The organism is Corynebacterium nuruki S6-4, assembly GCF_007970465.1.
GTDB lineage: Bacteria > Actinomycetota > Actinomycetes > Mycobacteriales > Mycobacteriaceae > Corynebacterium > Corynebacterium nuruki.
The window spans coordinates 1,569,921-1,590,019 of sequence record NZ_CP042429.1; the positions used below are offsets into that span (position 1 = coordinate 1,569,921).

At 70.2% G+C, this 20,099-nt stretch carries 21 protein-coding genes; 10 read left to right on the forward strand and 11 right to left on the reverse strand.

All coding sequences use genetic code 11. The annotated features are described in order from the left end of the window. The 6 genes from FSW06_RS07090 to FSW06_RS07115 all read right to left on the reverse strand — a co-directional run bounded on the left by FSW06_RS07090 (position 1) and on the right by FSW06_RS07115 (position 7,210). Complete coding sequence (locus FSW06_RS07090; RefSeq protein ID WP_238525963.1) at positions 1 to 501, reverse strand: DUF3592 domain-containing protein; 501 nt, start codon at positions 499 to 501, stop codon at positions 1 to 3. A gap of 6 nt (positions 502 to 507) precedes the next feature. Continuing rightward, positions 508 to 2,541, reverse strand: coding sequence for a 2-succinyl-5-enolpyruvyl-6-hydroxy-3-cyclohexene-1-carboxylic-acid synthase (gene menD, locus FSW06_RS07095; protein WP_083827059.1), 2,034 nt, complete (start codon positions 2,539 to 2,541; stop codon positions 508 to 510). 41 nt (positions 2,542 to 2,582) lie between these two features. After that, a complete protein-coding gene (locus FSW06_RS07100) occupies positions 2,583 to 2,819 on the reverse strand; it encodes a hypothetical protein (RefSeq protein WP_010120831.1) in 237 nt (78 codons plus the stop codon). 106 nt (positions 2,820 to 2,925) lie between these two features. Continuing rightward, on the reverse strand, positions 2,926 to 3,657 hold the full coding sequence (locus FSW06_RS07105; protein ID WP_050801977.1) for a hypothetical protein: 732 nt from the start codon (positions 3,655 to 3,657) through the stop codon (positions 2,926 to 2,928). Positions 3,658 to 3,763: 106 nt separating this feature from the next. Next, positions 3,764 to 5,008 carry an IS256 family transposase gene (locus FSW06_RS07110; RefSeq protein ID WP_010122907.1) on the reverse strand — a complete coding sequence of 415 codons (1,245 nt, stop codon included), beginning with the start codon at positions 5,006 to 5,008 and terminating at the stop codon, positions 3,764 to 3,766. 1,137 nt (positions 5,009 to 6,145) lie between these two features. Then, entirely contained in the window at positions 6,146 to 7,210 is a 1,065-nt protein-coding gene (locus tag FSW06_RS07115; protein WP_010120843.1) for an o-succinylbenzoate synthase, read from the reverse strand. Positions 7,211 to 7,232: 22 nt separating this feature from the next. On the opposite strand from FSW06_RS07115, the gene FSW06_RS07120 reads away from it, so the two are divergent. The 7 genes from FSW06_RS07120 to FSW06_RS07145 all read left to right on the forward strand — a co-directional run bounded on the left by FSW06_RS07120 (position 7,233) and on the right by FSW06_RS07145 (position 13,151). Further along, a complete protein-coding gene (locus FSW06_RS07120) occupies positions 7,233 to 8,186 on the forward strand; it encodes a 1,4-dihydroxy-2-naphthoyl-CoA synthase (RefSeq protein ID WP_010120844.1) in 954 nt (317 codons plus the stop codon). Between the two features lie 360 nt (positions 8,187 to 8,546). Then, positions 8,547 to 9,926 (forward strand): inorganic phosphate transporter, encoded by a 1,380-nt coding sequence (locus tag FSW06_RS07125; RefSeq protein WP_029449629.1) that lies wholly within the window; start codon positions 8,547 to 8,549, stop codon positions 9,924 to 9,926. Position 9,927: 1 nt separating this feature from the next. Then, on the forward strand, positions 9,928 to 10,212 hold the full coding sequence (locus FSW06_RS07130; protein WP_010120847.1) for a hypothetical protein: 285 nt from the start codon (positions 9,928 to 9,930) through the stop codon (positions 10,210 to 10,212). Between the two features lie 171 nt (positions 10,213 to 10,383). Further along, positions 10,384 to 10,512 carry a hypothetical protein gene (locus FSW06_RS14940; RefSeq protein WP_010120849.1) on the forward strand — a complete coding sequence of 43 codons (129 nt, stop codon included), beginning with the start codon at positions 10,384 to 10,386 and terminating at the stop codon, positions 10,510 to 10,512. A 14-nt stretch (positions 10,513 to 10,526) separates the two neighbouring features. Next, a complete protein-coding gene (locus tag FSW06_RS07135; protein WP_010120851.1) occupies positions 10,527 to 10,850 on the forward strand; it encodes a hypothetical protein in 324 nt (107 codons plus the stop codon). Between the two features lie 83 nt (positions 10,851 to 10,933). Next, positions 10,934 to 12,187, forward strand: a complete 1,254-nt coding sequence (locus tag FSW06_RS07140; protein WP_010120853.1) for an AMP-binding protein — start codon at positions 10,934 to 10,936, stop codon at positions 12,185 to 12,187. 10 nt (positions 12,188 to 12,197) lie between these two features. After that, complete coding sequence (locus FSW06_RS07145) at positions 12,198 to 13,151, forward strand: 1,4-dihydroxy-2-naphthoate polyprenyltransferase (protein WP_010120855.1); 954 nt, start codon at positions 12,198 to 12,200, stop codon at positions 13,149 to 13,151. A gap of 469 nt (positions 13,152 to 13,620) precedes the next feature. Here the strand turns inward: FSW06_RS07145 and FSW06_RS07150 are convergent, their stop codons facing one another. Continuing rightward, the gene (locus tag FSW06_RS07150; protein ID WP_238525964.1) at positions 13,621 to 14,016 is read right to left on the reverse strand and encodes a DUF4229 domain-containing protein; all 396 of its coding nucleotides are present in this window, start codon (positions 14,014 to 14,016) and stop codon (positions 13,621 to 13,623) included. A gap of 198 nt (positions 14,017 to 14,214) precedes the next feature. Between FSW06_RS07150 and FSW06_RS14630 the strand changes: the two genes are divergently transcribed. Then, positions 14,215 to 14,730 carry a hypothetical protein gene (locus FSW06_RS14630; RefSeq protein ID WP_010120857.1) on the forward strand — a complete coding sequence of 172 codons (516 nt, stop codon included), beginning with the start codon at positions 14,215 to 14,217 and terminating at the stop codon, positions 14,728 to 14,730. A gap of 115 nt (positions 14,731 to 14,845) precedes the next feature. On the opposite strand, the gene rfbA is transcribed toward FSW06_RS14630, so the two are convergent. After that, positions 14,846 to 15,721 (reverse strand): glucose-1-phosphate thymidylyltransferase RfbA, encoded by an 876-nt coding sequence (gene rfbA / locus FSW06_RS07160; RefSeq protein ID WP_010120858.1) that lies wholly within the window; start codon positions 15,719 to 15,721, stop codon positions 14,846 to 14,848. Further along, entirely contained in the window at positions 15,721 to 16,404 is a 684-nt protein-coding gene (locus tag FSW06_RS07165; protein ID WP_010120859.1) for a dTDP-4-dehydrorhamnose 3,5-epimerase family protein, read from the reverse strand. Before FSW06_RS07165 ends, rfbA begins: the two co-directional genes overlap by 1 nt. A gap of 96 nt (positions 16,405 to 16,500) precedes the next feature. Between FSW06_RS07165 and FSW06_RS07170 the strand changes: the two genes are divergently transcribed. Both FSW06_RS07170 and FSW06_RS07175 read left to right on the forward strand, forming a co-directional pair. Further along, positions 16,501 to 17,625, forward strand: coding sequence for a flavin reductase family protein (locus FSW06_RS07170; protein WP_029449633.1), 1,125 nt, complete (start codon positions 16,501 to 16,503; stop codon positions 17,623 to 17,625). Positions 17,626 to 17,639: 14 nt separating this feature from the next. Beyond that, positions 17,640 to 18,905 carry a fatty acid desaturase family protein gene (locus FSW06_RS07175; RefSeq protein ID WP_010120862.1) on the forward strand — a complete coding sequence of 422 codons (1,266 nt, stop codon included), beginning with the start codon at positions 17,640 to 17,642 and terminating at the stop codon, positions 18,903 to 18,905. 28 nt (positions 18,906 to 18,933) lie between these two features. Here FSW06_RS07175 and FSW06_RS07180 read toward each other — a convergent pair whose 3' ends face one another. Together FSW06_RS07180 and FSW06_RS07185 are read right to left on the reverse strand one after the other, a co-directional pair. Next, entirely contained in the window at positions 18,934 to 19,407 is a 474-nt protein-coding gene (locus FSW06_RS07180; protein ID WP_010120864.1) for a hypothetical protein, read from the reverse strand. Between the two features lie 234 nt (positions 19,408 to 19,641). Continuing rightward, positions 19,642 to 20,022, reverse strand: coding sequence for a hypothetical protein (locus FSW06_RS07185; RefSeq protein ID WP_010120866.1), 381 nt, complete (start codon positions 20,020 to 20,022; stop codon positions 19,642 to 19,644). Positions 20,023 to 20,099: the final 77 nt, after the last annotated feature.

Sequence of the window (20,099 nt, forward strand, 5' to 3'; positions counted from 1 at the left end):
TCACCGGCGCCACCGCCACCACAGGACGCCGGCGGGCACGGCCGCGACCGCGGTGACCACCAGCCAGCTGGACAGGGCGGGCAGGAGGGCGAGCGTCCAGCCGCGCCCGGCGACCTTCACGTTGTCCGGTTCGCTGCGCTGGTACTCGACCCGCACCCGCTGGCCGGCCTGCAGGCCGGTGGGGTACTTCAGTCCCCGCTGCGGGGTCTGCACCCGGCCCTGTTCGTCGGTGTAGCGCACCACTGTGTTCCCCCCGGTCGACACGACCTCGGCGATCGCGCTGCCGCGGTCCCGGGCGATGCCGAGGTCGCTGACGGCCGCGTTGACGACGAGGGATGCGCAGACCAGGGAGGCCACGAGATACAGTCCCGCGAGGAACTGCACGACCCGGCGGCGCCACCGCCGCGGGGTCGGGCGGGCCGCCGGGACAGCCGGGTTTTCAGGGGTCGCCGGGGCCGCAGGGGGCGCAGGGGGCGCAGGGGGCGGCGGGATGTCAGTCACGCGGACTCACCCCACCGTGGTCCGGCGGGTCAGCGCCCCGTGCAGGCCGGCACGCACCTGCCGGTCAACGGCGGCCTCGATGACCAGGAAGCCCTCGGTCGCCCCCTCCGCATGCTCGTCGAGGGCGGTCGACAGGTCCGCGAGCGACCCGACCTGCCGGTGGGCCACCCCGTAGGCCTCGCAGAGGGCCCCCAGGTCCGCGCCCGTCGGCGTCCCGAAGACCCGGTCGAAGACCGGACGCCCGTCGTCGAAGGTGCGCAGGGCGGGGCGTCCCGCCTCGAGGGTCTCGAAGATGGCGCCGCCGTCGTCGTTGGAGACGACGATGACCAGGTTCTCCGGCCGCGGTTCGCCCGGGCCGATGTTCAGACCGCCCGCATCGTGCAGGAAGGTGAGGTCACCCATCAGGGCCACCGTCCGCGGGGCGCGGACCGCCGTCGGATCCGTCGACGCATGGGCCAGGGCCACCCCCACCGCCGTGGAGACTGTCCCGTCGATACCTGCGGCACCGCGGTTCGACACGGTCCACACCCCGGGGAAGGGCAGGCCGCACAACGAGGCGTCCCGCACCGCCGACGAGGCGCCGAGGACCAGCGCATCCCCGTCACGCAGGGCGTCCGTCACCGCGGCTGCCGTGTGCAGCCCGGTGAAGTCGTCGGAGGCGACCGTGTCCCGCACTGCCTCGACCGCGACCTCACTGGCCGCCGCACAGATCTTCAGCCAGTCCGCCGGCAGTTCCCCGGTCACCCGCACCCCCCGGCCGCGGCGACGCACCGTGTGCGCCACATCGGTGACCGGGTCCCGGTCGGTCAACGCCACAATGTCGACCGCCGGGTCGGCGAGCAGCCGGGAGATGCTGCGGTGCAGCGTCGGCCGGCCGACCAGGACGATCTGCTCCGGGCGGGTGCGGACCACCGTGGCGGCCGTCCCGTCCTCACCACCGCCGGTGACCTCGCCGGTGAGCAGCCCGGCGGCCGCCGGGTGGACCGGGGTCGCCGGGGCGGGGGCCGTCGGCTCGGCGATGGTGGGCACATCGGCGAGGACGTCGAGGACCCGCCGGGCCCACGGCCGGTCCCGCACGTCACCGACGATGACGAGTGTGCGGCGCGACAGATCCACCGTCACCGTCGGGGTGTCCGGGGTCGACGGCGCCGCCGGGCCGACGAGCGGCCAGCCGGTCGACCAGGCCACCGGGGTCCCGTCCCCGTCTGTCCCGCCGGACGCCGCCGCGACCTCCGCAGCCAGCGACACCTCCGCGGCGGTGCCCGGCACCATCGGCTCGGTGAAGGGGATGTCGAGCTGCACTCCCCCGGCGCGCACTCCGGCGCCGTTGCGGTCCAGGGCCGCATCGACCACCCGGTCGACGGTCGCCCGGACCTCGCGGTGGTCGGGGTCTGCACTGCGTACCGCCGCATCCAGGGTGGCGGCGACGACGGCGTGGACGCCGAAGATGCCGGCCTGTGCGATGGTCTGGTTCGCGCCGGTGCCCTGGTAGCTCCACGGCCGGTCGGCGGAGAAGATCATCAGGGGCACACCGGACGCCGTGGCCTCCACCATCGCCGGCAGGCAGTTCGCCACGGCGGTGCCTGAGGTCATGACGACCGGGACGGGGCGTCCGGACCGGCGGGCGAGGCCGAGGGCGAGGAAGGATGCGGTGCGTTCGTCGGTCCGCACATGCAGCCGGAGGCGGCCGGTGCGGTCCGCTTCGGCGAGGGCGAGGGCCAGGGCGGCGGACCGGGAGCCGGGGCAGACGACGGCGTCGGTCACTCCGGCGCGGCACAGTTCGTCGACGACGACTGCGGCGACCAGGGTGGCCGGGGCAAGGTCCGCCGCCTGGCCGGCGGGGTCCGCTCCGGCGAGGTCCGGGGTGTCGGCCTGGTCTTCTGCCTGGTCGGCAGCGTCCTGACCGGCGGCCGCACCTGCGACCCTTTCTGTGGCCCTGCCTGCGTCGCCCCCGGTCGCCCGGTCGGCATCCCTGCCAGCATCCCGGTCGGCACTCAGGCTCTGCGCTGCGTCGATGTCCACTGCATCAGTCTCGTCCATCACCCCTCTGACGCTACCCGGCGCGGCGGGTGTGGTGGACATCAGCGACGCCTCACCGGCACCACTGCCGTCACCTGCACCGGCGCCCACATCCGCACCCGCGCCAGCAGCTGCACCAGCGGCTGCACCAGCGGCTGCACCATCGCCTCGACCCCGGCCCGGCAGCGCAACTGATCATCCGGCAGGCCAAAACGACGTTCACCCGGGGTCCCGTGGCACTTTTGGCCTGCCAGCCCACCGTCTGGCCTGCCGGCGCGCAGGTTGGCCTGCCAGCCCACCGTTTGACCTGCCAGCGCGCAGGTTGGCCTGCCCAACCGCCGTTTGGCCTGCCGGCGCACCAGTTGTTCTGCCGGCCCACCACCCGGCCTGCCGGGCGGCGTCCGGTCAGACCCCCAGTAATCGCCGGACCCGCGCACGCAGCGTCCGGACGCCCTCGAGGTCACGCAGCTGACCCGCCGTGACCCGCAGCAGCCTGCCGCCACTGTGCTGGATCGCCGCAGCGACCTCCGAGTCATGGTCCCGCTGGCCCCGCTCCAGATGATGCTCCCCGTCATAGAAGAGGAACACACCGGCCTCCTCCCACCCCAGGTCCGCCGACGTGAGCAGATCACCGTCAGGCGTCCAGACCGGGATCTGACTGCACAGGCCCGGCGCGAGATCCTCGACGACCAGCCGCAGCAACGTCTCCGGAGGGGACTCCGCCCCGACATCCGTCTCCCCGATGACCGCGGCAGCCAGATCGACGGGAATGTCCCGCAACCGGGCCGGGTCACCCGGCTCCGTCAGGTGAAGCGTCTGATGCAGGGAATCACTGACCTGGACAGACCGGATGAAGTCCGGGGTCAGTCGGGGAATCAGACTGCTCAGGTCCGGCACCGGCCACCGGGCGTCCCGGGCGGCGTCCTCCCGCCCGAGATCCCGGATCATGTGCCCGAGTGCCGTCCCCGCCGGAACGCACCGCAACAGCGGGAACGCCTTGTCCGGGACAACGGATTCCTCACGGTAGTCGACGAGGAACCTCGTCCGGGTCAGACGCAGATGTGCGGCGCTGTTGCTGCAGCGCGCACCCCGGGTGACGAGAAACTCGAGCGGTTCTTCCCCGGTGAACGTCCGCATGCCCGACACCGGTCAAGTCCGGGGAAGTGGTGTATCTCCCTTCCGCTGAAACAAAAGCGCGTGACACCAGGTCAAGGACCATCACGGGCCTGATAACGGGCTCCGCTCATGCTGCCTCCTGCACCCGGTCGTCGCCGTCGACGTCGATGACGTTGGCGCCTATCACCGTCCGGGTATGCTCCAGACTCGTCAGCGACATGTACCGCTTCTGCTGGATCCAGTCATCATGCTGCTCTGCGAGCACTGCCCCGACCAGACGGACCACCGCATCGCGGTTAGGGAAGATCCCCACGACATCGGTACGCCGGCGGATCTCCCGGTTCAGCCGCTCGGTGGGGTTGTTGGACCAGACCTTGGTCCACACCGCCTTCGGCGTGTTGGTGAACGCCAACAGCTCGTCGAGAGCTTCCTCGAGGTAGTCGGCGACATGCGGGAACTTGCTCTGACAGAAGCTGACGACCTCACGGGCCTGGTCCCACACCGCGGCAGCATCAGGCTGCTGGAAGATCGTCTGGAACATCGCCGACAACGTCGGCCACTGGGTCTTGGACACCATGGACGACAGGTTCTTGGCGAAATGCGTCCGGCAGCGCTGCCACGACGCGTTCGGCAGGACCTCACCGATCGCGTGCTGGATACCCAGGTGCGCATCACTGGTGACCAGGAACACCTGGTCCAGTCCGCGGGCCTTCAGGTCGCGGAAGAAGCCGGTCCAGGAGGCCACGGACTCTGCCGTGGCGACCTGCATGCCCAATAACTCCCGGTAACCTTCCGCGTTGACCCCGGTCGCCAGCAGCACCGACGTCTTCACGACCCGACCGCCTTCGCGGACTTTCATCGTCAGCGCATCGCAGGACACGTACAGGTACGGCCCAGTGTCGAGTGGGCGGTGGCGGAAATCCTCAACCATGGAGTCAAGGTCCCTGGCCATTTCGGACACCTGGGACTTCGACAGGTTGGTGATCCCCAGGCTGGCGACCAGGTCGTTCATTCTTCGGGTGGAGACACCCTTGAGGTAGCAGGTCGCGATGACGGTGCTCAAAGCTCGCTCGGCCCGGCTTCGTCGTTCCAGCAGCCAGTCGGGGAAGAACGACCCGGAGCGGAGCTTGGGAACGGCGACGTCGACGGTGCCGACACGGGTGTCGAGGTCGCGGTGACGGTAACCGTTGCGGGTGTTGGTGCGGGACTCGCTGGTGGTGGCGTAGTCCGCGCCGCAGACCTGATCGGCCTGGGTGGACAGGATCTGGTTGATGAAGCTCTGCAGCATCTGGCGCATCAGGTCCGGGGAGGCCTGGGTGAGCAGTTCGTCGAGGTAGGTTGACGGGTCGATATGATGAGGGCTGGTGACCATCGTGGAGTCCCTTTCGAGGATATGTAGGAGTTGAGTCGAAAGGTACCTGCGGTGGTCGCCGTCGTCGTGGACGGGCGGTCACCGGCAGTTACAGATACACCACGCTAGAGGACGTAACCCCGACACCCCGGCGGCGGTGAACCCGGTCGCGACATGTCCGGGGTTGCGCAGAGCATGGGCGCGGGCCAGCACCTCCACCGGAATGCGCCGGGCCCGGGTGAAGCCGCCCGAGGTCTTCTCGGGCAAAAGGGCGTCCCGGTGGACATACACGCCGTGCTCGATGCGGACCCAGTGGTCACGGACATTGACCGCCGAAACCCCCGCGCGTGTCAGCTCTGCCCGGGTCATCGGGCGGTACCGGGAAAGACCTGCAGTGCTCTGCACCCGTTGCCGGGCACGGATACGCCGGAGGTACCAGTCCGTCGGACCGACCTGACCGGACAGGGGAAGTAGTGTCCCCGTCGGTGCCGGTTGCGGTGAATTTGATGGCTGTGTCGGCTGTGCCGGCTGTGCTGGCTGTGCTCGTTGTGTCGGCTGTGGCACTGCGGAACCTGTTCCCCCGGTCGTCATGCCGACGAGTGAAGCAGCCGGGATCCGCGGTGTCGACCACGGCTCCCGGGGTCGAGTCCGGCTGTGGAAAAGTTGTCCACAGCACCAGCTGTCACCTGCGGAGACGCAGAATGACAAGAATGCCGGCGGGTACCGCTCTTCCCGTCGGTGTCGTCAGCGTCGTCATCCCGCCGGCAGCGCAACCGGTCATCCGGCAGCGCAACTGATCGTGTGGCAGGCCAAAACGACGTTCACCCGGGGTGTCGCGGCACTTTTGGCCTGCCGCACCGACAGATGGCCTGCCGCGCGGCGAGGTGATCTCCAGCTTGAGTGGCCAGTGGGACTGATGAGTCTGGTGGGCCTGGTGGGATTGCGGTACCTGTGCAGTGGTCGGGACCGCGCCGTCTGTGAGGCTGATGGAACCGGTGAAGCCAGCGAGACCGCGCCGTCTGTGAGGCTGGTGAGGCTGGTGGGGCTGGTGGTAGTGGGACTGATGGTGGTGGGGCCAGCAGGGTCAGTGTGTCCGGTGGGGACGGTGGTGTCGGTGATGGGGCTGGTGGGGCCGACCGAGGGAGATGGCGCGGCGGCCTACTGCGCCGCGAGCACCGCGTAGGACGCCGCCAACCGGTCGAACCACCAGTCCCGCCGCTCCGGCGCCGACGCCAGCGCATCCAGCCGCGCCTCCTCGGGCACACACTGCTCGACCGCCAGCCGCCCGTCGACGATCTGACGGGGCGCGCACACCTCCTCCAGATACAGCGACCCGGTCGCCAGGCCCGCAGCCTGCGGCGCGACCACCATGTCCTCGTCATCGGAGTAACCGGGCAGAGTCGCCACCGCCAGCAGCCCGGCGTACATCCCCACCGCCGATTCCAGGGCCGAGGAGACGGTGACGGCCACCCCGTACTCCCCCACCTCGCGCGCGATCTGCCGGACATGGTCCACCCCGCCCAGCGGCGCCGCCTTGAGCACCGCGACATCGCACGCCCCGGCCTGCACCACCGTCATCGGGTCGGACGCCTTCCTGATCAGCTCATCGGCCGCGACCCGCACCATCATGCCGCGCGAACCCAGCCGCCGGCGCAGTTCCGCCAGTTCCGCAACCGTCGCGCACGGCTGCTCCATGTAGTCCAGGGGGCCACCGCCCTGCGCCGGATCGGTCAACGCCACCGCCGCCGCGAAGGCCTCGTCGACACTCCAGCCGGTATTGGCGTCCACCCGCACCGCGACACCGGGCCGCGCCTCCCGCACCGCACGCACCCGCGCCACGTCGTCGGCGAGGGTCTGCCCCTGCTGGGCGACCTTCACCTTCACGGTCCGGCAGCCCGGATAGCGGTCCAGCAGGGCCGGGACCAGCTCCGGATCGGACGCCACGTCGACCGCCGGCACTGTCGCGTTGACCTCCACGGAGGTCAACGCGGGCTCGGCGACCGAGGCGGCGTCCCACCCCAGGAGCAGGGCCGAACGCAGCCAGCGGGACGCCTCCTCCGGGCCGTACTCCAGGAACGGCGACCACTCGACCCAGCCGTCGGGCCCCTCGAGCAGCATGATCTCGCGCTCGGTGACGCCCCGGAACGGCACCCGCAGCGGGCAGGTCACCACGCGGGCCCGGTCGGTGAGGTCGTCGAGTGAAGGCAGGGAGGGAAGAGTCATGCCCACAGCCTACGATGGCCGCATGGCTGACAAGACAGACAATCCCTTCAACCCGGACCTGTGGCGCGAGGTCCCCGGATTCGACTTCGACGACATCACCTACCACCGGCACGTCGGTGAGGGGCGGGCGAACGGCATCGTGCGCATCGCCTTCGACCGTCCGGAGGTACGCAACGCGTTCCGGCCGCACACCGTCGACGAGCTGTACCGCGCCCTCGACCACGCGCGCCGTTCCCCCGATGTCGGCACCATCCTGCTCACCGGCAACGGTCCGAGCCCGAAGGACGGCGGCTGGGCGTTCTGCTCCGGCGGCGACCAGCGGATCCGCGGCCGGTCCGGCTACCAGTACGCCACCGAGCACGATTCCGACGTCGAGCACGCGGACGCCTCCTCGGTCGACGCCGCCCGGGCGAAGGCCGAGGGGGGCCGGCTGCACATCCTCGAGGTGCAGCGGCTGATCCGCACCATGCCGAAGGTCGTCATCTGCCTGGTCAGTGGCTGGGCGGCCGGTGGCGGGCACAGCCTGCACGTGGTCTGTGACCTCACCCTCGCCTCGCGCCAGTACGCGAAGTTCAAGCAGACCGACGCCGACGTGGGGTCCTTCGACGCCGGCTACGGTTCGGCCTACCTGGCCAAGCAGGTCGGCCAGAAGTACGCCCGGGAGATCTTCTTCCTCGGCCGGACCTACGACGCCGAGCGGATGATGCAGATGGGTGCGGTCAACGAGGTCGTGGACCACGCCGACCTGGAGGACACGGCCATCGAGTGGGCGCGGGCGGTCAACGGCAAGTCGCCGACAGCGCAGCGGATGCTGAAGTTCGCCTTCAACCTCACCGACGACGGGCTCATGGGCCAGCAGGTCTTCGCCGGCGAGGCGACCCGCCTGGCGTACATGACCGATGAGGCGGTGGAGGGCAAGAACGCCTTCCTGGAGAAGCGCGACCCGCAGTGGGACGAGTTCCCCTACTACTACTGAGTGCCACCGGGTGCGCGCCGGTGCGCCGGGATGCCTGCCGGGCGCGTGCCGGCGCAGCCACGTCCCGGCAACGTGAACTCCAGGTGAACGCGGCCTGTCCCACGGTGTAATTCTGGACACCACAAAAGTTATCGTGACCTGCGGATATTACGTGGGTCACGCCAACAATCACAGCGTCCTGCCACCGTCGGGACAGTCGGTTCCCGTGCTGACCTGCAGTTCCGCCGGGGCGCCGGGGAGGGCGTCCGGCACCACCCGGGCACCCCTGGGGCTGACCCACTAATTGACGCCACCCCCGCAGTCACCCCCGTTCGGGGAGAGGCGGTGGAAAACGGCCGCGTGGCGAGGGATATTCCTGGGGTGACTACAGAGGTACTGATACTGATTCTCGTGATCGGGACAGCGTTGGCGTTCGACTTCACCAACGGTTTCCACGACACCGCAAACGCCATGGCGACGTCCATCGCCACCGGCGCCCTCAAGCCGAAGATCGCAGTACTCCTCGCCGGCGGACTCAACCTCGTCGGCGCATTCATCTCCGTGGCCGTCGCCAAGACCGTGGCGAAGGGGATCGTCGACCTCGACGCCTTCGACCTCTCCGTCACCCAGGACGCCGACAAACTCCTCCTCGTCGTCTTCTCCGGACTCATCGGCGGCATCATCTGGAACCTGCTGACCTGGTTGTTCGGTCTCCCCTCCAGCTCCTCCCACGCCCTGTTCGGCGGCCTCATCGGTGCCGCGATCGGGGCGCTCGGTGTCTCCGGGGTCGTGTGGGACGGCGTCCTGCAGAAGATCATCGTGCCGGCACTGGCCGCCCCGCTGATCGCCGGCATCATCGCCGCGCTCGGCACCGCGGGCGTCTACTGGCTGACCAACAACACCCGTGAGGAGGAGCGCGACAACCTCTTCCGCGCCGGCCAGATCGGCTCCGCCTCCCTCGTCGCCCTCGCCCACGGCACCTCGGACGCCCAGAAGACCATGGGCGTCATCTTCCTCGCCCTCGTCGCCAGCGGTCACCTGGACGAGGCCGCGAACATGCCGCTGTGGGTCACCGCGGCCTGCGCCTTCGCCATCGCGGCGGGCACCTACGCCGGCGGCTGGCGCGTCATCCGCACCCTGGGCAAGGGCCTGGTGGAGATCGAGTCCCCGCAGGGCATGGCCGCCGAGACCTCGTCGGCGGCGATCATCCTCACCTCCGCCCACTTCGGCATGGCCCTGTCCACCACCCACGTCGCCACCGGCTCCATCCTCGGGACCGGGGTGGGACGCCCCGGCGCCGCGGTGCGCTGGGGTGTGGCCGGCCGCATGGCCATCGCCTGGGTGACCACGCTGCCGATCGCCGCACTTGTCTCGCTGCTGGTCTGGTGGGTCTCCCACGGCGTCGCCGGGCAGACCAACACGGCGACCGGGGCGGTCACCGCCTTCGTCATCCTCGCGATCGTCGTCGCCGCGATCACCTGGCAGGCCCGCAAGGCCCCGGTGCACGCCGACAACGTCAACGAGGACTGGGACGGCAACGGCCTCGCCCCCGAGGACGCCGCGGCCGCCGCTGCTGCCGCGGGCACCGACACTGCCGCCACCGGCACCGCCACCGGGTCCCTGCCCAATGCCGGGCAGGCGGACCCCGCCGGCGGACTGGCCACCGCGATGGCCGGCCACACCGAGCTGCACGACCCGGCACACTTCGTCGACACCACCGCCGGTCACGACCTGACCGACACCACCGGAAAGGGTGAGTGACATGGACCTGTTCGGAAACCTCGCGGAGGTGCTCATCGCCGGGATCATCCTCGGCGCGGGCCTGCCCGTCCTGTTCGCCCTCGGGATCCGCCTCTCCGTCCCCGCCGCGGACGCCGAGGGGCCCGCCGCACACCACGTCAGCCCGCTGCGCCGCACCGGTGCGTACCTGTGCTTCGCCGTCATCGCCGTCGCCGTCATCGTCGGTCTCCTGTGGATCACCCAGGGCCGGCTGTACGACACCTTCGGCTGGGACATCTTCGGCACCGGCGGCTCCTCGGAGGGGTGACGCACCTCACTTCCCGCAAAAACCGGGCCGTAACAGTCCCGTAAAATACCGGTCACGCAGGCTTTTTCCCGATAATGCTTGACGCCACCCACGATTGTGGACTACCTTCAATCAGGTCGCATCAACTAATGGGCTCCGACGGCCCCCGCATCATCGAAAGAGGTGACCCCCGTGTCCGGAGCAATCCACCGCATCATCAGCTGGTACCGCGATCCCGCCAGGGGCGTGGCCACCGCCACCGACCGCACCGTCCTCGGCGTCCTCGCCGCCCCCGCCGCAGGAACCACCGACCCGAAGTGAAAGGAGACACCCCCGTGAGCAATCCGCTGCACCGCATCCTCGACTGGTACCGCGACCCCGAGCGGGGTCTGTACTCCAGCACCGACCGCACCGTCCTGGGCACCCTCGCCCCGGTCCGCCCGGAGACCGCGGAAGCCGACCGCACCGTCTTCCACGCCGACCGGGCCGACGGCCCCGCCCACCTGGACGTGCTCGCCGCCCTCATCGACGAGGGCCGCACCCCGGCCACCCCGCAGGAGGTCCGTGCCGCCTTCCGGACCCTGCACCACCGGTTCCCCACCCCGCTCGAGGCCGCCCGGGCCTGCAGCCTCGTCGAGAGCTTCGGCCTCCTCGCCTGACCGGGGTTGCCTGACCGGGCTGTCCGGCGGGCTCCCCGGCCGGACCGCCGGGCCGCACCCGGTCCGGCGTATCGTCCGGGGACGTGACCACAACGCGTACGTCCTCCCCGACATTTCTGGAACCTCTCCCCCTCGCACCGACCCAGGACAGCGTCCACGGTGCACTCCCGGTCCTGTCGGACCTCCTCACCGGGCACGGCGCCGTGCTGCCCGTGCCCCCCGGTGACCCGGTCGGACTCGCCGGCATCATGGCCGCCGGACCCGACGGACGTCGCGCCCGCGCCGGCACCCTCGTCGCCTGCACCTCCGGCTCGACCGGGACGCCGAAGGGGGCCAGACTGCGCTCCGAGAATCTCGCCGCCTCCGCCGAGGCCACCGCCGGGTACATCCACGCCACCACCGGTGCGGACCCCGGCCCGTGGCTTCTCGTCCTGCCGCCGCACCACATCGCCGGGCTGCAGGTCATCCTCCGCAGCATCGCCGCCGGCCACGCCCCCGCCGTCCCCGGCGACGACCACTTCACCGCCGCCGGTTTCGCCGCCGCCACCCGGTCGCTGCGGCACGCCCGCCCCGGCGCCGACCTGCACACCTCGCTGGTCCCCACCCAGCTCGCGCGGCTGCTCGACGACGCCGACGGCACCGCCGCGCTCGCCGACTACGCCGCCGTCCTCGTCGGCGGGGCCGCCACCCGACCCGACCTGGTGGCCCGGGCGCGGGAGGCCGGACTGCGGATCATGCTCACCTACGGCTCCTCGGAGACCGCCGGCGGCATGGTCTACGACGGTACGGCACTGCCCGGCACGACCGTGGAGATCGAGGATCCGGACGCCACCGGGCTGGGCCGGATCCTGCTCAGCGGCCCCACCGTCGCCGACGGCTACCGGAACGTCTCCGGCGACGCCGAACAGGACGCCTTCCCCCGGCGCGGCGTGTTCCGCACCTCCGACCTGGGCCGCACCGACCCCGCCACCGGCCGCCTCACCGTCGTCGGGCGCAGCGACGGCGCCGTCAACAGCGGCGGGCTCAAGATCCTCCCCGAGCAGGTCGAGGCCGCACTCGGGGCGTCCGATCTCACCGGCTGCGCCGCCGGCGTCCCCGATGCGGACTGGGGTGAGGTCGTCGCCGTCGCCGTCGAAGATGCCCGACAGGACGCCGGGACCGAGGTCACCGGGGAGATCCGGTCCACCCTGCACGCCGCGGGAGTGGCCGCCGAGCTGCTGCCCCGGCGCGCATTCACCATGCCCGACCTGCCGCGCACCGGGCCCGGGAAGCTGGACCGGATGACGATCCGGACAGCACTGCTGGAGTGGTGCGGAGCTGTCCACCGGGCCGACTAGAGTGGCAGGCATGTCCGACACCCCTGCTGACTCCTCAGCGTCCCCCGCCGGCGGCCCGACCGCGTCCTCCGGCGCGTCCCCGGCACCGTCGTCGACCGCCACCTGGCGGGAGTGGCTCGAAGGCGCCCGCCCCCACACCTGGGCGAACGCCGTCTCCCCGGTGCTCGCCGGTACCGCGGCCGCCATCTACGACGGCGGGGCGTCCTGGTGGCGTGCCGTGCTCGCCCTCATCGTGGCGATGGCCCTGATCATCGGGGTGAACTTCGCCAACGACTACTCCGACGGGATCCGGGGCACCGACGACGACCGGACCGGCCCGCTGCGCCTCACCGGGTCCGGGCTCGTCCCGCCGAAGACGGTGAAGTACGCCGCGTTCGGCTGCTTCACGGTCGCCGGGGTCGTGGGGATCATCCTGTCCCTGGCATCGTCGTGGTGGCTGATCATCGTCGGTGCCGTGTGCATTCTCGGCGCCTGGTTCTACACCGGCGGGAAGCACCCCTACGGTTACCGTGGGCTCGGTGAGGTCGCCGTGTTCCTGTTCTTCGGCCTCGTCGCGGTCCTGGGCACCGAGTTCACGCAGTCGGGCGCGGTCAGCTGGGTCGGTATCCTGCTGGCGGTCGGTATCGGCGGGCTGTCCGCCTCCGTCAACCTCGTCAACAACCTGCGCGACATCCCGACCGACTCGGTCGCCGGCAAGACCACCCTGGCGGTCATCCTCGGCGACCGGAACAGCCGGCTGCTCTACCTCGGGCTGCTCGTTCTCTCGGTCATCATCACCGTCGCCCTCGCCGGGGCCGGGGTGGCCGCGCTGATCGGCCTGGTGGCGGTACCGCTGCTCATCATCGCCGCCTTCCCCGTCCTGCACGGTGCGACGGGCCGTGACCTCATCCCGGTGCTCGGGCTCACCGGCCGGGGGATGCTCGTGTGGGCGGTGGCTCTGTTCATCGCCATGCTGCTGGTCTAGCTGTCCTTTCCCGGGGTGCCCCGGGAAGACTGTGGACACGACCAGCGGGGAGGCGTGGGAAGACCCCCCGGTGACCCCGACGCTGACCCGGTGCTGGCCCCCATGTTGACCCGGTGCCGACCCCGACGCTGGCCCCCGTGTTGACCCGGTGCTGACCCCGACGCTGACCCCCGCGTTGAGCCGGTACCGACCCCCATGTCCGCGGAACGAACCGACAGGTCGACGGCCCGGCCCCCACGTCGACATTGCGAACCGACAGGTCGACGGCCCGGCCCCCACGTTGAGATGACGAACCGACAGGTCGAAAAATCCGCCCCGGAACAGCACCTGGGCTCGTGATCCCGACATCCGCAGGAGCCGAGCGACCCCTCGATTCGGAAAACCGACGCGCAAACCGACACCGCCGCCGGCGTCCACGCTCTCCCCCGAAAGTACGGTGGGCGGGCCCCCGGCTGTGGGGAAGGAACGGTCAGTCGAGCCGGTCCTCGAGCTGACGACGCATCTGCTCCTTGTGCCGCTGCCGACCGGCGTCCCACACCGCGATCTCCTCGTTCACCCGGCCGCGCAGACCCTTGAAGACGAACATCGACAGCGGGAACGCGATGATCAGCGCCAGCAGGGCACTGATGGCCAGCGGGAAGGACTTCCCCATCCCCAGCGCCACCGCGATGAACTGGATGATGACGGTGAGCACGATGAACAGGATCAGGCGTGCCAGACCGTACAGGAAGATGTCCCGCCACGCTCTGCCACCCAGCTTCGCCGGTGCCACATCAGAGCCGCCTGCGGTCTCCGTGCGGGCATCCGTCGTGTCGTCCGCCCTGGCTGTGCTGTCGCTGCTGTCGGTCCTGTCCACACTGTCCACGCGGTCCACTGTACGTTCGTCCGCAATCCCCTCCCAACTTCCGCGCCGCAGATCACATCGGCGCCGGCGCCCCGGTCCTCCGTCCGGCGGGTTCCCCGCCCACCTCCCCGGAACAGGGTGAACTGGCAGCCCGGACAGGTATGCTCGGTGGTCCACGCAGTGTCCGCAGTTCACCCTCGTTTCCCCCGGAGGTCCGTCATGGGTCGCCTGATCATCCTGCTGCTCGTGATCGTCACGGTCATCGTGCTGTGGAAGGGGTTCGGCCCCGGTTCCGGCAACCGCGCCCTGCCGAGCGGAAAGCGCCGTCAGCTGGACCGCCGCTCCCCCGCACCCGCCGTCGAGCAGAAGGCCCCCGACGACGACCCGGAGTTTCTCTGGCAGTTGAAGAAGGAACGGTTCAAACAGCAGCGGGAGAAGGAGAAGGCGGCCGAGGAGAAACTGCGGCGCACCGAACAGCGGGCGCAGGACGCCGAACGGCGTGCCGCGGAGGCGGAGGCACGCGCTGCCAGGGCCGACCGGGGTCACCGCGGCAACCAGGCGGAGCAGGAGAAGACCACCGGCAGCAACAGTGACGGCAGCAACGGTGGCCAGGGGACTCAGGGCAGCCGGGACGGTCAGGACAGTCACGACGACCGGACAGACCGGGAGGACCGTGGCGATTCCCGGGACAGCCGCGGCGATCAGGCTTCCGGGGCGGGTTCCGCCGGGGCCTGACACCGCACTGCCTCCCCGCCCGAAATGTGCACCGGCAGGAGCACACCGGCGGCCCGGAAGTGTGCCCCTGACGGTGCACATTTCGACAGGGTGGCCGCGGGTCGCAGGCGGCCCGCTACTGGTCCTTGCCGCGGGCCAGCAGCATCCGCAGGTAGTCGGCGTAGGCCGACTTCCCGTGGAACTCCGCCCGGTCGGCGAGATCGGCGTCCGACAGCAGCCCCATCCGCCAGGCGACCTCCTCCGGGCACCCGATCTTCAGGCCCTGCCGCTGCTCGATGGTACGGACGAAGTCGCCCGCCGCCATGAGATTGTCGACCGTGCCGGTGTCCAGCCAGGCCGTCCCCCGCGGCAGCTTCTCCACCTGCAGGTCGCCCCGCTCCAGATAGGCCCGGTTGATGTCGGTGATCTCGAGCTCGCCGCGCGCCGAGGGCGTCAGCGACCGGGCGATGTCGACCACGTCAGGGGCGTAGAAGTACAGGCCGGGGACGGCGAAGTTCGACCGCGGATGGGTCGGCTTCTCCGCCAGCGACAGGGCCCGGCCCGACTCGTCGAAGTCGACCACCCCGTAGGCGGTCGGATCGGCGACCCAGTAGGCGAAGATCGCCCCACCGGTCACGTCGTGGAACCGACGCAGGTGGGTGCCGAGCCCCGCACCGTAGAAGATGTTGTCACCCAGGACCAGCGCCACCGGCTCATCGCCGATGAAGTCCGCCCCGAGGATGAACGCCTCCGCCAGCCCGTTGGGCTCCTCCTGCACCGCGTACTGCAGGGAGACGCCGAACTGCGAGCCGTCGCCGAGGAGACGGCGGAACTGGGCGTTGTCCTCCGGGGTGGTGATGACGAGAATCTCCCGCACCCCGGCGAGCAGCAGCGTGGACAGCGGATAGTAGATCATCGGCTTGTCGTAGACCGGGACGAGTTGCTTGGAGACCCCCAGTGTGATGGGGCGCAGCCGGGAGCCGGTTCCCCCGGCCAGGATGATGCCGCGCACTAGTCCGGCTCCCCGGCCCATTCCTCGGCTTCGCGGGTGGCGTAGCCCCACGTGTCACGCAGTTCCTGCTCCCAGCCCAGGCACTCGTCGTAGCCGGGGAGGGTCGCCTCGACCTCGGCGACGCCCGGGGCGTCCCGGTCCTTGTCGGAGAGCACGAACGCCTCCTCGGTGAGTCCGGACGCCGACCAGTCGATCCCCAGGGCGGGGTCCAGAGGATTCACCCCGTGTTCGGCGGCCGGGTTGTACCCCTCGGAGACGAGGTAGCAGACCGTCGCCTGCTGCGTGCCCGCCGGGACGATGAACCCGTGGCCGACCCCGACCGGCAGGAACAGGCCCCGACGGTCGGCGGCGGACAGGTCGACGATGGCGTGACGGCCGTAGGTCGGTGAGCCGCGCCGCAGGTCGACCACGACATCGAGGATGCGGCCGGCGACACAGGTGACGTACTTGGCCTGTCCCGGGGGGACGTCGGCGTAGTGGATGCCGCGGACCACGCCTTCCCGGGAGGTGGAGAGGTTGGCCTGGGGGATGTCGAGCGGGTAGCCGAGTTTGTCGGCGACGGTCTCCGCCTTGAACCACTCGAGGAATTCCCCGCGGTCGTCGGGGAAGACCCGGGGGGTGTGCACCCACACCCCGGGGATCTGGAGGTCCTCGATACCCTGCGTGTCCTGAGACTCTGTCATGGCCATGATCCTACCGCCGGCGACCCGGGATGCCGACCGCCGCCGGATACTTTAAATCTTGGAATACATATCTTTTCGGGACTAGAATCCCATGCCATGCGAGTACCCCGACGGCTCACCGGACTCACCCGCGCCGTGGCACGCACGGCGCCCCGACTACTCACCACCTTCACCACCCCACTGCTCCCCGACGACTACGCGGGCCTGTTCGACCCGCTGCGGGGCCGCGAGATCCGTGGCCGCATCACCGACATCGCCCACCACCCCGACTTCACCACCCTGACCATCGAACCCGGCCCCGGGCTGCCCCACCGCTTCGAGGCCGGCCAGTTCATCGGCCTGGGCCTGCAGGTCGACGGCGTGTGGCGCTGGCGCTGCTACTCGCTGACCAACCCACCGGCCCCCAGCCCCTCGCGCGGCACCGACGGGCACACCCGGCGCGAACTGACCGTCAGCGTCAAACCCGTGCCCGACGGCCGCATCTCCACCCGGCTCGCCGACCACGCCCGGCCCGGCGGGATCATCCGGCTCAGCGCACCGGGCGGGGACTTCCACCTGCCCTCCCCGGTCCCCGGGAAGCTGCTGTTCGTCACCGCCGGCGCCGGCATCACCCCCGTCATGTCGATGCTGCGCTGGCTGCGCCAGGAGTACGGCACCAGCGACGGGTGGCCGGATGTCGTCCACGTGCACAGTGAGCGCGGTGCGGAACCCGCCCGTCCCTTCGGCCGGGAACTCCGCGAGCTCAGCGAGGCCGTGCCCGCCTACCGGCTCATCCACCGGGACACGACCGCCGACGGCCGGCTCACCCCGTCCGATGTCGGCGCACTGGTCCCCGACCACGCCGACCGGACCGCCTTCGCCTGCGGCCCCGCCCCGCTGCTCGACTCACTGCGGGACCTGCTGCCCGGGCTGCGCACCGAGTCCTTCCACACCGCGGACACCGTCGACATCGACGCCACCGACCTCGGCGGGGAGATCGTGCTCGGCAGCACCGGGGTGACGGCGTCCTCCACCGGCACGACGACCATCCTCGAGGCCGCGGAGGACGCCGGCGTGCCGCTGGTCCACGGCTGCCGGATGGGGATCTGCCGCACCTGCGTCACCCCGGTCGTCGACGGTACCGCCGTCGACCTGCGGGACGGCACCAGCTACGGGCCCGGCGAACAGATCCGCACCTGCTGCTGCGTCCCCGCCGGACGCCTCGAACTCGACCCCCACTGATTCAGGAGCACCTCATGGCCATCCAGGACATCACCGCCTACGCACACCTCACCGACGAGGACGTCGAGGAGATCGGACGCCGCCTCACCGCACTGGAGAAGAAGCACCGCGACGCACTGGGGGACGCGGACTCCCGCTACATCCGCGGCCTGATCCGCACCCAGCGGGGCATGGATCTGGCCGCCCGGGCCGGGACCATCGCCGCCCCCGCCATCGCCGTGCCGGCCGCCGCGGTGCTGGGGGTCGCGAAGATCCTCGAGAACCTCGAGATCGGCCACAACGTCATGCACGGCCAGTGGGACTGGATGAACGACCCGGAGATCCACTCGTCCACCTGGGAGTGGGACAACACCGGCCCGTCGTCGGGCTGGAAGCACTCCCACAATGTCGTCCACCACACGTACACGAACATCCTCGGCATGGACAACGACATCGGCTACGGCGTCCTTCGTGTGACCCGTGACCGGAAGTGGAAGCCGTCGACGCTCCTGCAGCCGGTGACCAACGTGGTGCTGGCGTCCCTGTTCGAGCTGGCCGTGGGCTTCTACGATGTCGACCTCGGCCGGTTCTTCGCCGGGCGGCAGACCTGGGAGGAGACGAAACCCCGCCTGTTCGACACGTTCCGGAAGGTCGGGAAGCAGTGGGGCAAGGACTACGTCGCCTTCCCGGCGGTCGCCGCCGCCCTCGGCGCCCTACTGCCGGGAAAGGCCGGACGCCGCACCTCGGCGAAACGCAGGGCGTCCGCCGCAGGCAAGGCCGCGCTGGTGGCGAACCTGATGCGCAACGTGTGGGCCTACGCGGTGATCTTCTGCGGGCACTTCCCCGATGACGTGGAGACCTTCACCAAGCGCACCCTCGACGAGGAGAGCCGGTCGGAGTGGTACCTGCGGCAGATGCTGGGGTCGGCGAACTTCGAGGGCGGTAAGGCACTGACGATCATGTCCGGGAACCTGAACTACCAGATCGAGCACCACCTGTTCCCCGACATGCCCTCCAACCACCTCGCCGAGGTCGGCCGTGAGGTGCAGGCCATCGCCGAGGAGTTCGGCCTGCCGTACAACACGGACAGTTTCCCGAAGCAGTTCCTGCAGGTGCAGAAGACACTGATGAAGCTGTCCCTGCCGAACTCGATGCTGCGGGCGGACGCCTCCAACGCCCCCGAGGTCCGCTCCGACGAGGCCTTCACCGGGAACGCGGAGATCGCCGCCCAGACCGGGCACAAGCAGCTGCGCAAGGGCCTGGCCCTGCTGAAGAAGGCGCGGCCGAAGTTCCTGGCCTGAGGGCGGGAGTCCGGTCCGGCGGTCGGACTCAGTTCCAGGTGATGTCCTCGGGGTCCTCGAGCCCGGGGATGTCCCCGCTGAAGGAGAACCTGATGCCCGTCGGGTCGACGCCCTTGCCGTCCTTGCCCACATAGCTGAGCTTGGTGGCCTTGTAGGTGTGGTCGACCTCCAGGTCGTCCGAGATGTCCGGGAGCTCGTCATCCCGGGATCCGCAGGTGTCCGACAGATCCATCATCACGGAGTTGGCGGGCTGCCCCTGCTCCCCCACGGCGGTGACCTGGGGATCGGCGACAGGACGTTCATCGTCCGGGTTCGTGCCGTTGCCCGCGTCCCCGCGGTAGGTGACGTCCCACCCGACGCACACGAAGTGGTCGACGTCGTCATTGCCGCCGTTCAGTTCTGCAGCATCGGCCGGGAGGTCGCGGAACGTGACCGGGCCGAGGTCGAAGAACCGGGTCGACCCGTCGCCGTGCTTGGTGACGACATGGGCGGTGTCATCCACGGAGAGTTCACTGCCCGGCTCGGTGACGCTGAAGCCGTCCGGTGCACCGTCGATGTCAATGCCCGAGTCATCATCGGACGAGCAGGCGGTGAGGGCGATGGTGAGGGTCGGAACCGCGATTCCGGCGAGGAGGGTGGTCTTTTATGTCATCTCTCGAGTTAACGTCATGAGATGAATATAACAAGATACGCTTACGTATCTTTCACGACCCCCTTCCCCGGGAAGGGCTCCTGCTCAGCGGATCTCGGTGGTGTTGGCCACGGCGCCGCCGTCCGGGGAGATCTGCCAGTTCACGTCCACACCGGAGCCGGGGATGCCCGCCGCCTGGCGTACCGGGCCGTCGACGACGTGCTGCACGGTGGAGAGCACCGCGACCGTGGTGGAGGGCCCGGCGACGGTGAGCAGACCGTCCTTCGCCGCACCGGCGGCACCGGCGACCGGGAGTGCCGAGAGGACCTGGGTCGAGACGGGGTCCACCCACACGTGGCCGGACTGCGGGTAGATGGCCCGGTCCGGGGTGTCGGCGGACGCTGCAGGGGCTGCCACCCCTGCTGCCAGGGCAAGTGTCGAGGCGGTGAGGGCGGTACGGGTGAGGGTCCGGTTCAGTCTCGTCATGGTCCCCGACCCTACCGTCCGGACCGCCCGATCCGGCCGAGGTCGACAGCGCCGTGTCGTGGGGTCGGTCCTGTGTC

Coding starts and splice junctions, on each gene's coding strand:
- FSW06_RS07175 (WP_010120862.1), top strand. CDS start 17,640: ATGGCCATCCAGGACATCACCGCCTACGCACACCTCACCGACGAGGAC.
- menD (WP_083827059.1), bottom strand. CDS start 2,541: ATGGACGAGACTGATGCAGTGGACATCGACGCAGCGCAGAGCCTGAGT.
- FSW06_RS07130 (WP_010120847.1), top strand. CDS start 9,928: ATGGACCTGTTCGGAAACCTCGCGGAGGTGCTCATCGCCGGGATCATC.
- FSW06_RS07185 (WP_010120866.1), bottom strand. CDS start 20,022: ATGACGAGACTGAACCGGACCCTCACCCGTACCGCCCTCACCGCCTCG.
- FSW06_RS07120 (WP_010120844.1), top strand. CDS start 7,233: ATGGCTGACAAGACAGACAATCCCTTCAACCCGGACCTGTGGCGCGAG.
- FSW06_RS07165 (WP_010120859.1), bottom strand. CDS start 16,404: ATGACAGAGTCTCAGGACACGCAGGGTATCGAGGACCTCCAGATCCCC.
- FSW06_RS07115 (WP_010120843.1), bottom strand. CDS start 7,210: ATGACTCTTCCCTCCCTGCCTTCACTCGACGACCTCACCGACCGGGCC.
- FSW06_RS14630 (WP_010120857.1), top strand. CDS start 14,215: ATGGGTCGCCTGATCATCCTGCTGCTCGTGATCGTCACGGTCATCGTG.
- FSW06_RS07105 (WP_050801977.1), bottom strand. CDS start 3,657: ATGCGGACGTTCACCGGGGAAGAACCGCTCGAGTTTCTCGTCACCCGG.
- FSW06_RS07110 (WP_010122907.1), bottom strand. CDS start 5,008: ATGGTCACCAGCCCTCATCATATCGACCCGTCAACCTACCTCGACGAA.
- FSW06_RS07145 (WP_010120855.1), top strand. CDS start 12,198: ATGTCCGACACCCCTGCTGACTCCTCAGCGTCCCCCGCCGGCGGCCCG.
- FSW06_RS07170 (WP_029449633.1), top strand. CDS start 16,501: ATGCGAGTACCCCGACGGCTCACCGGACTCACCCGCGCCGTGGCACGC.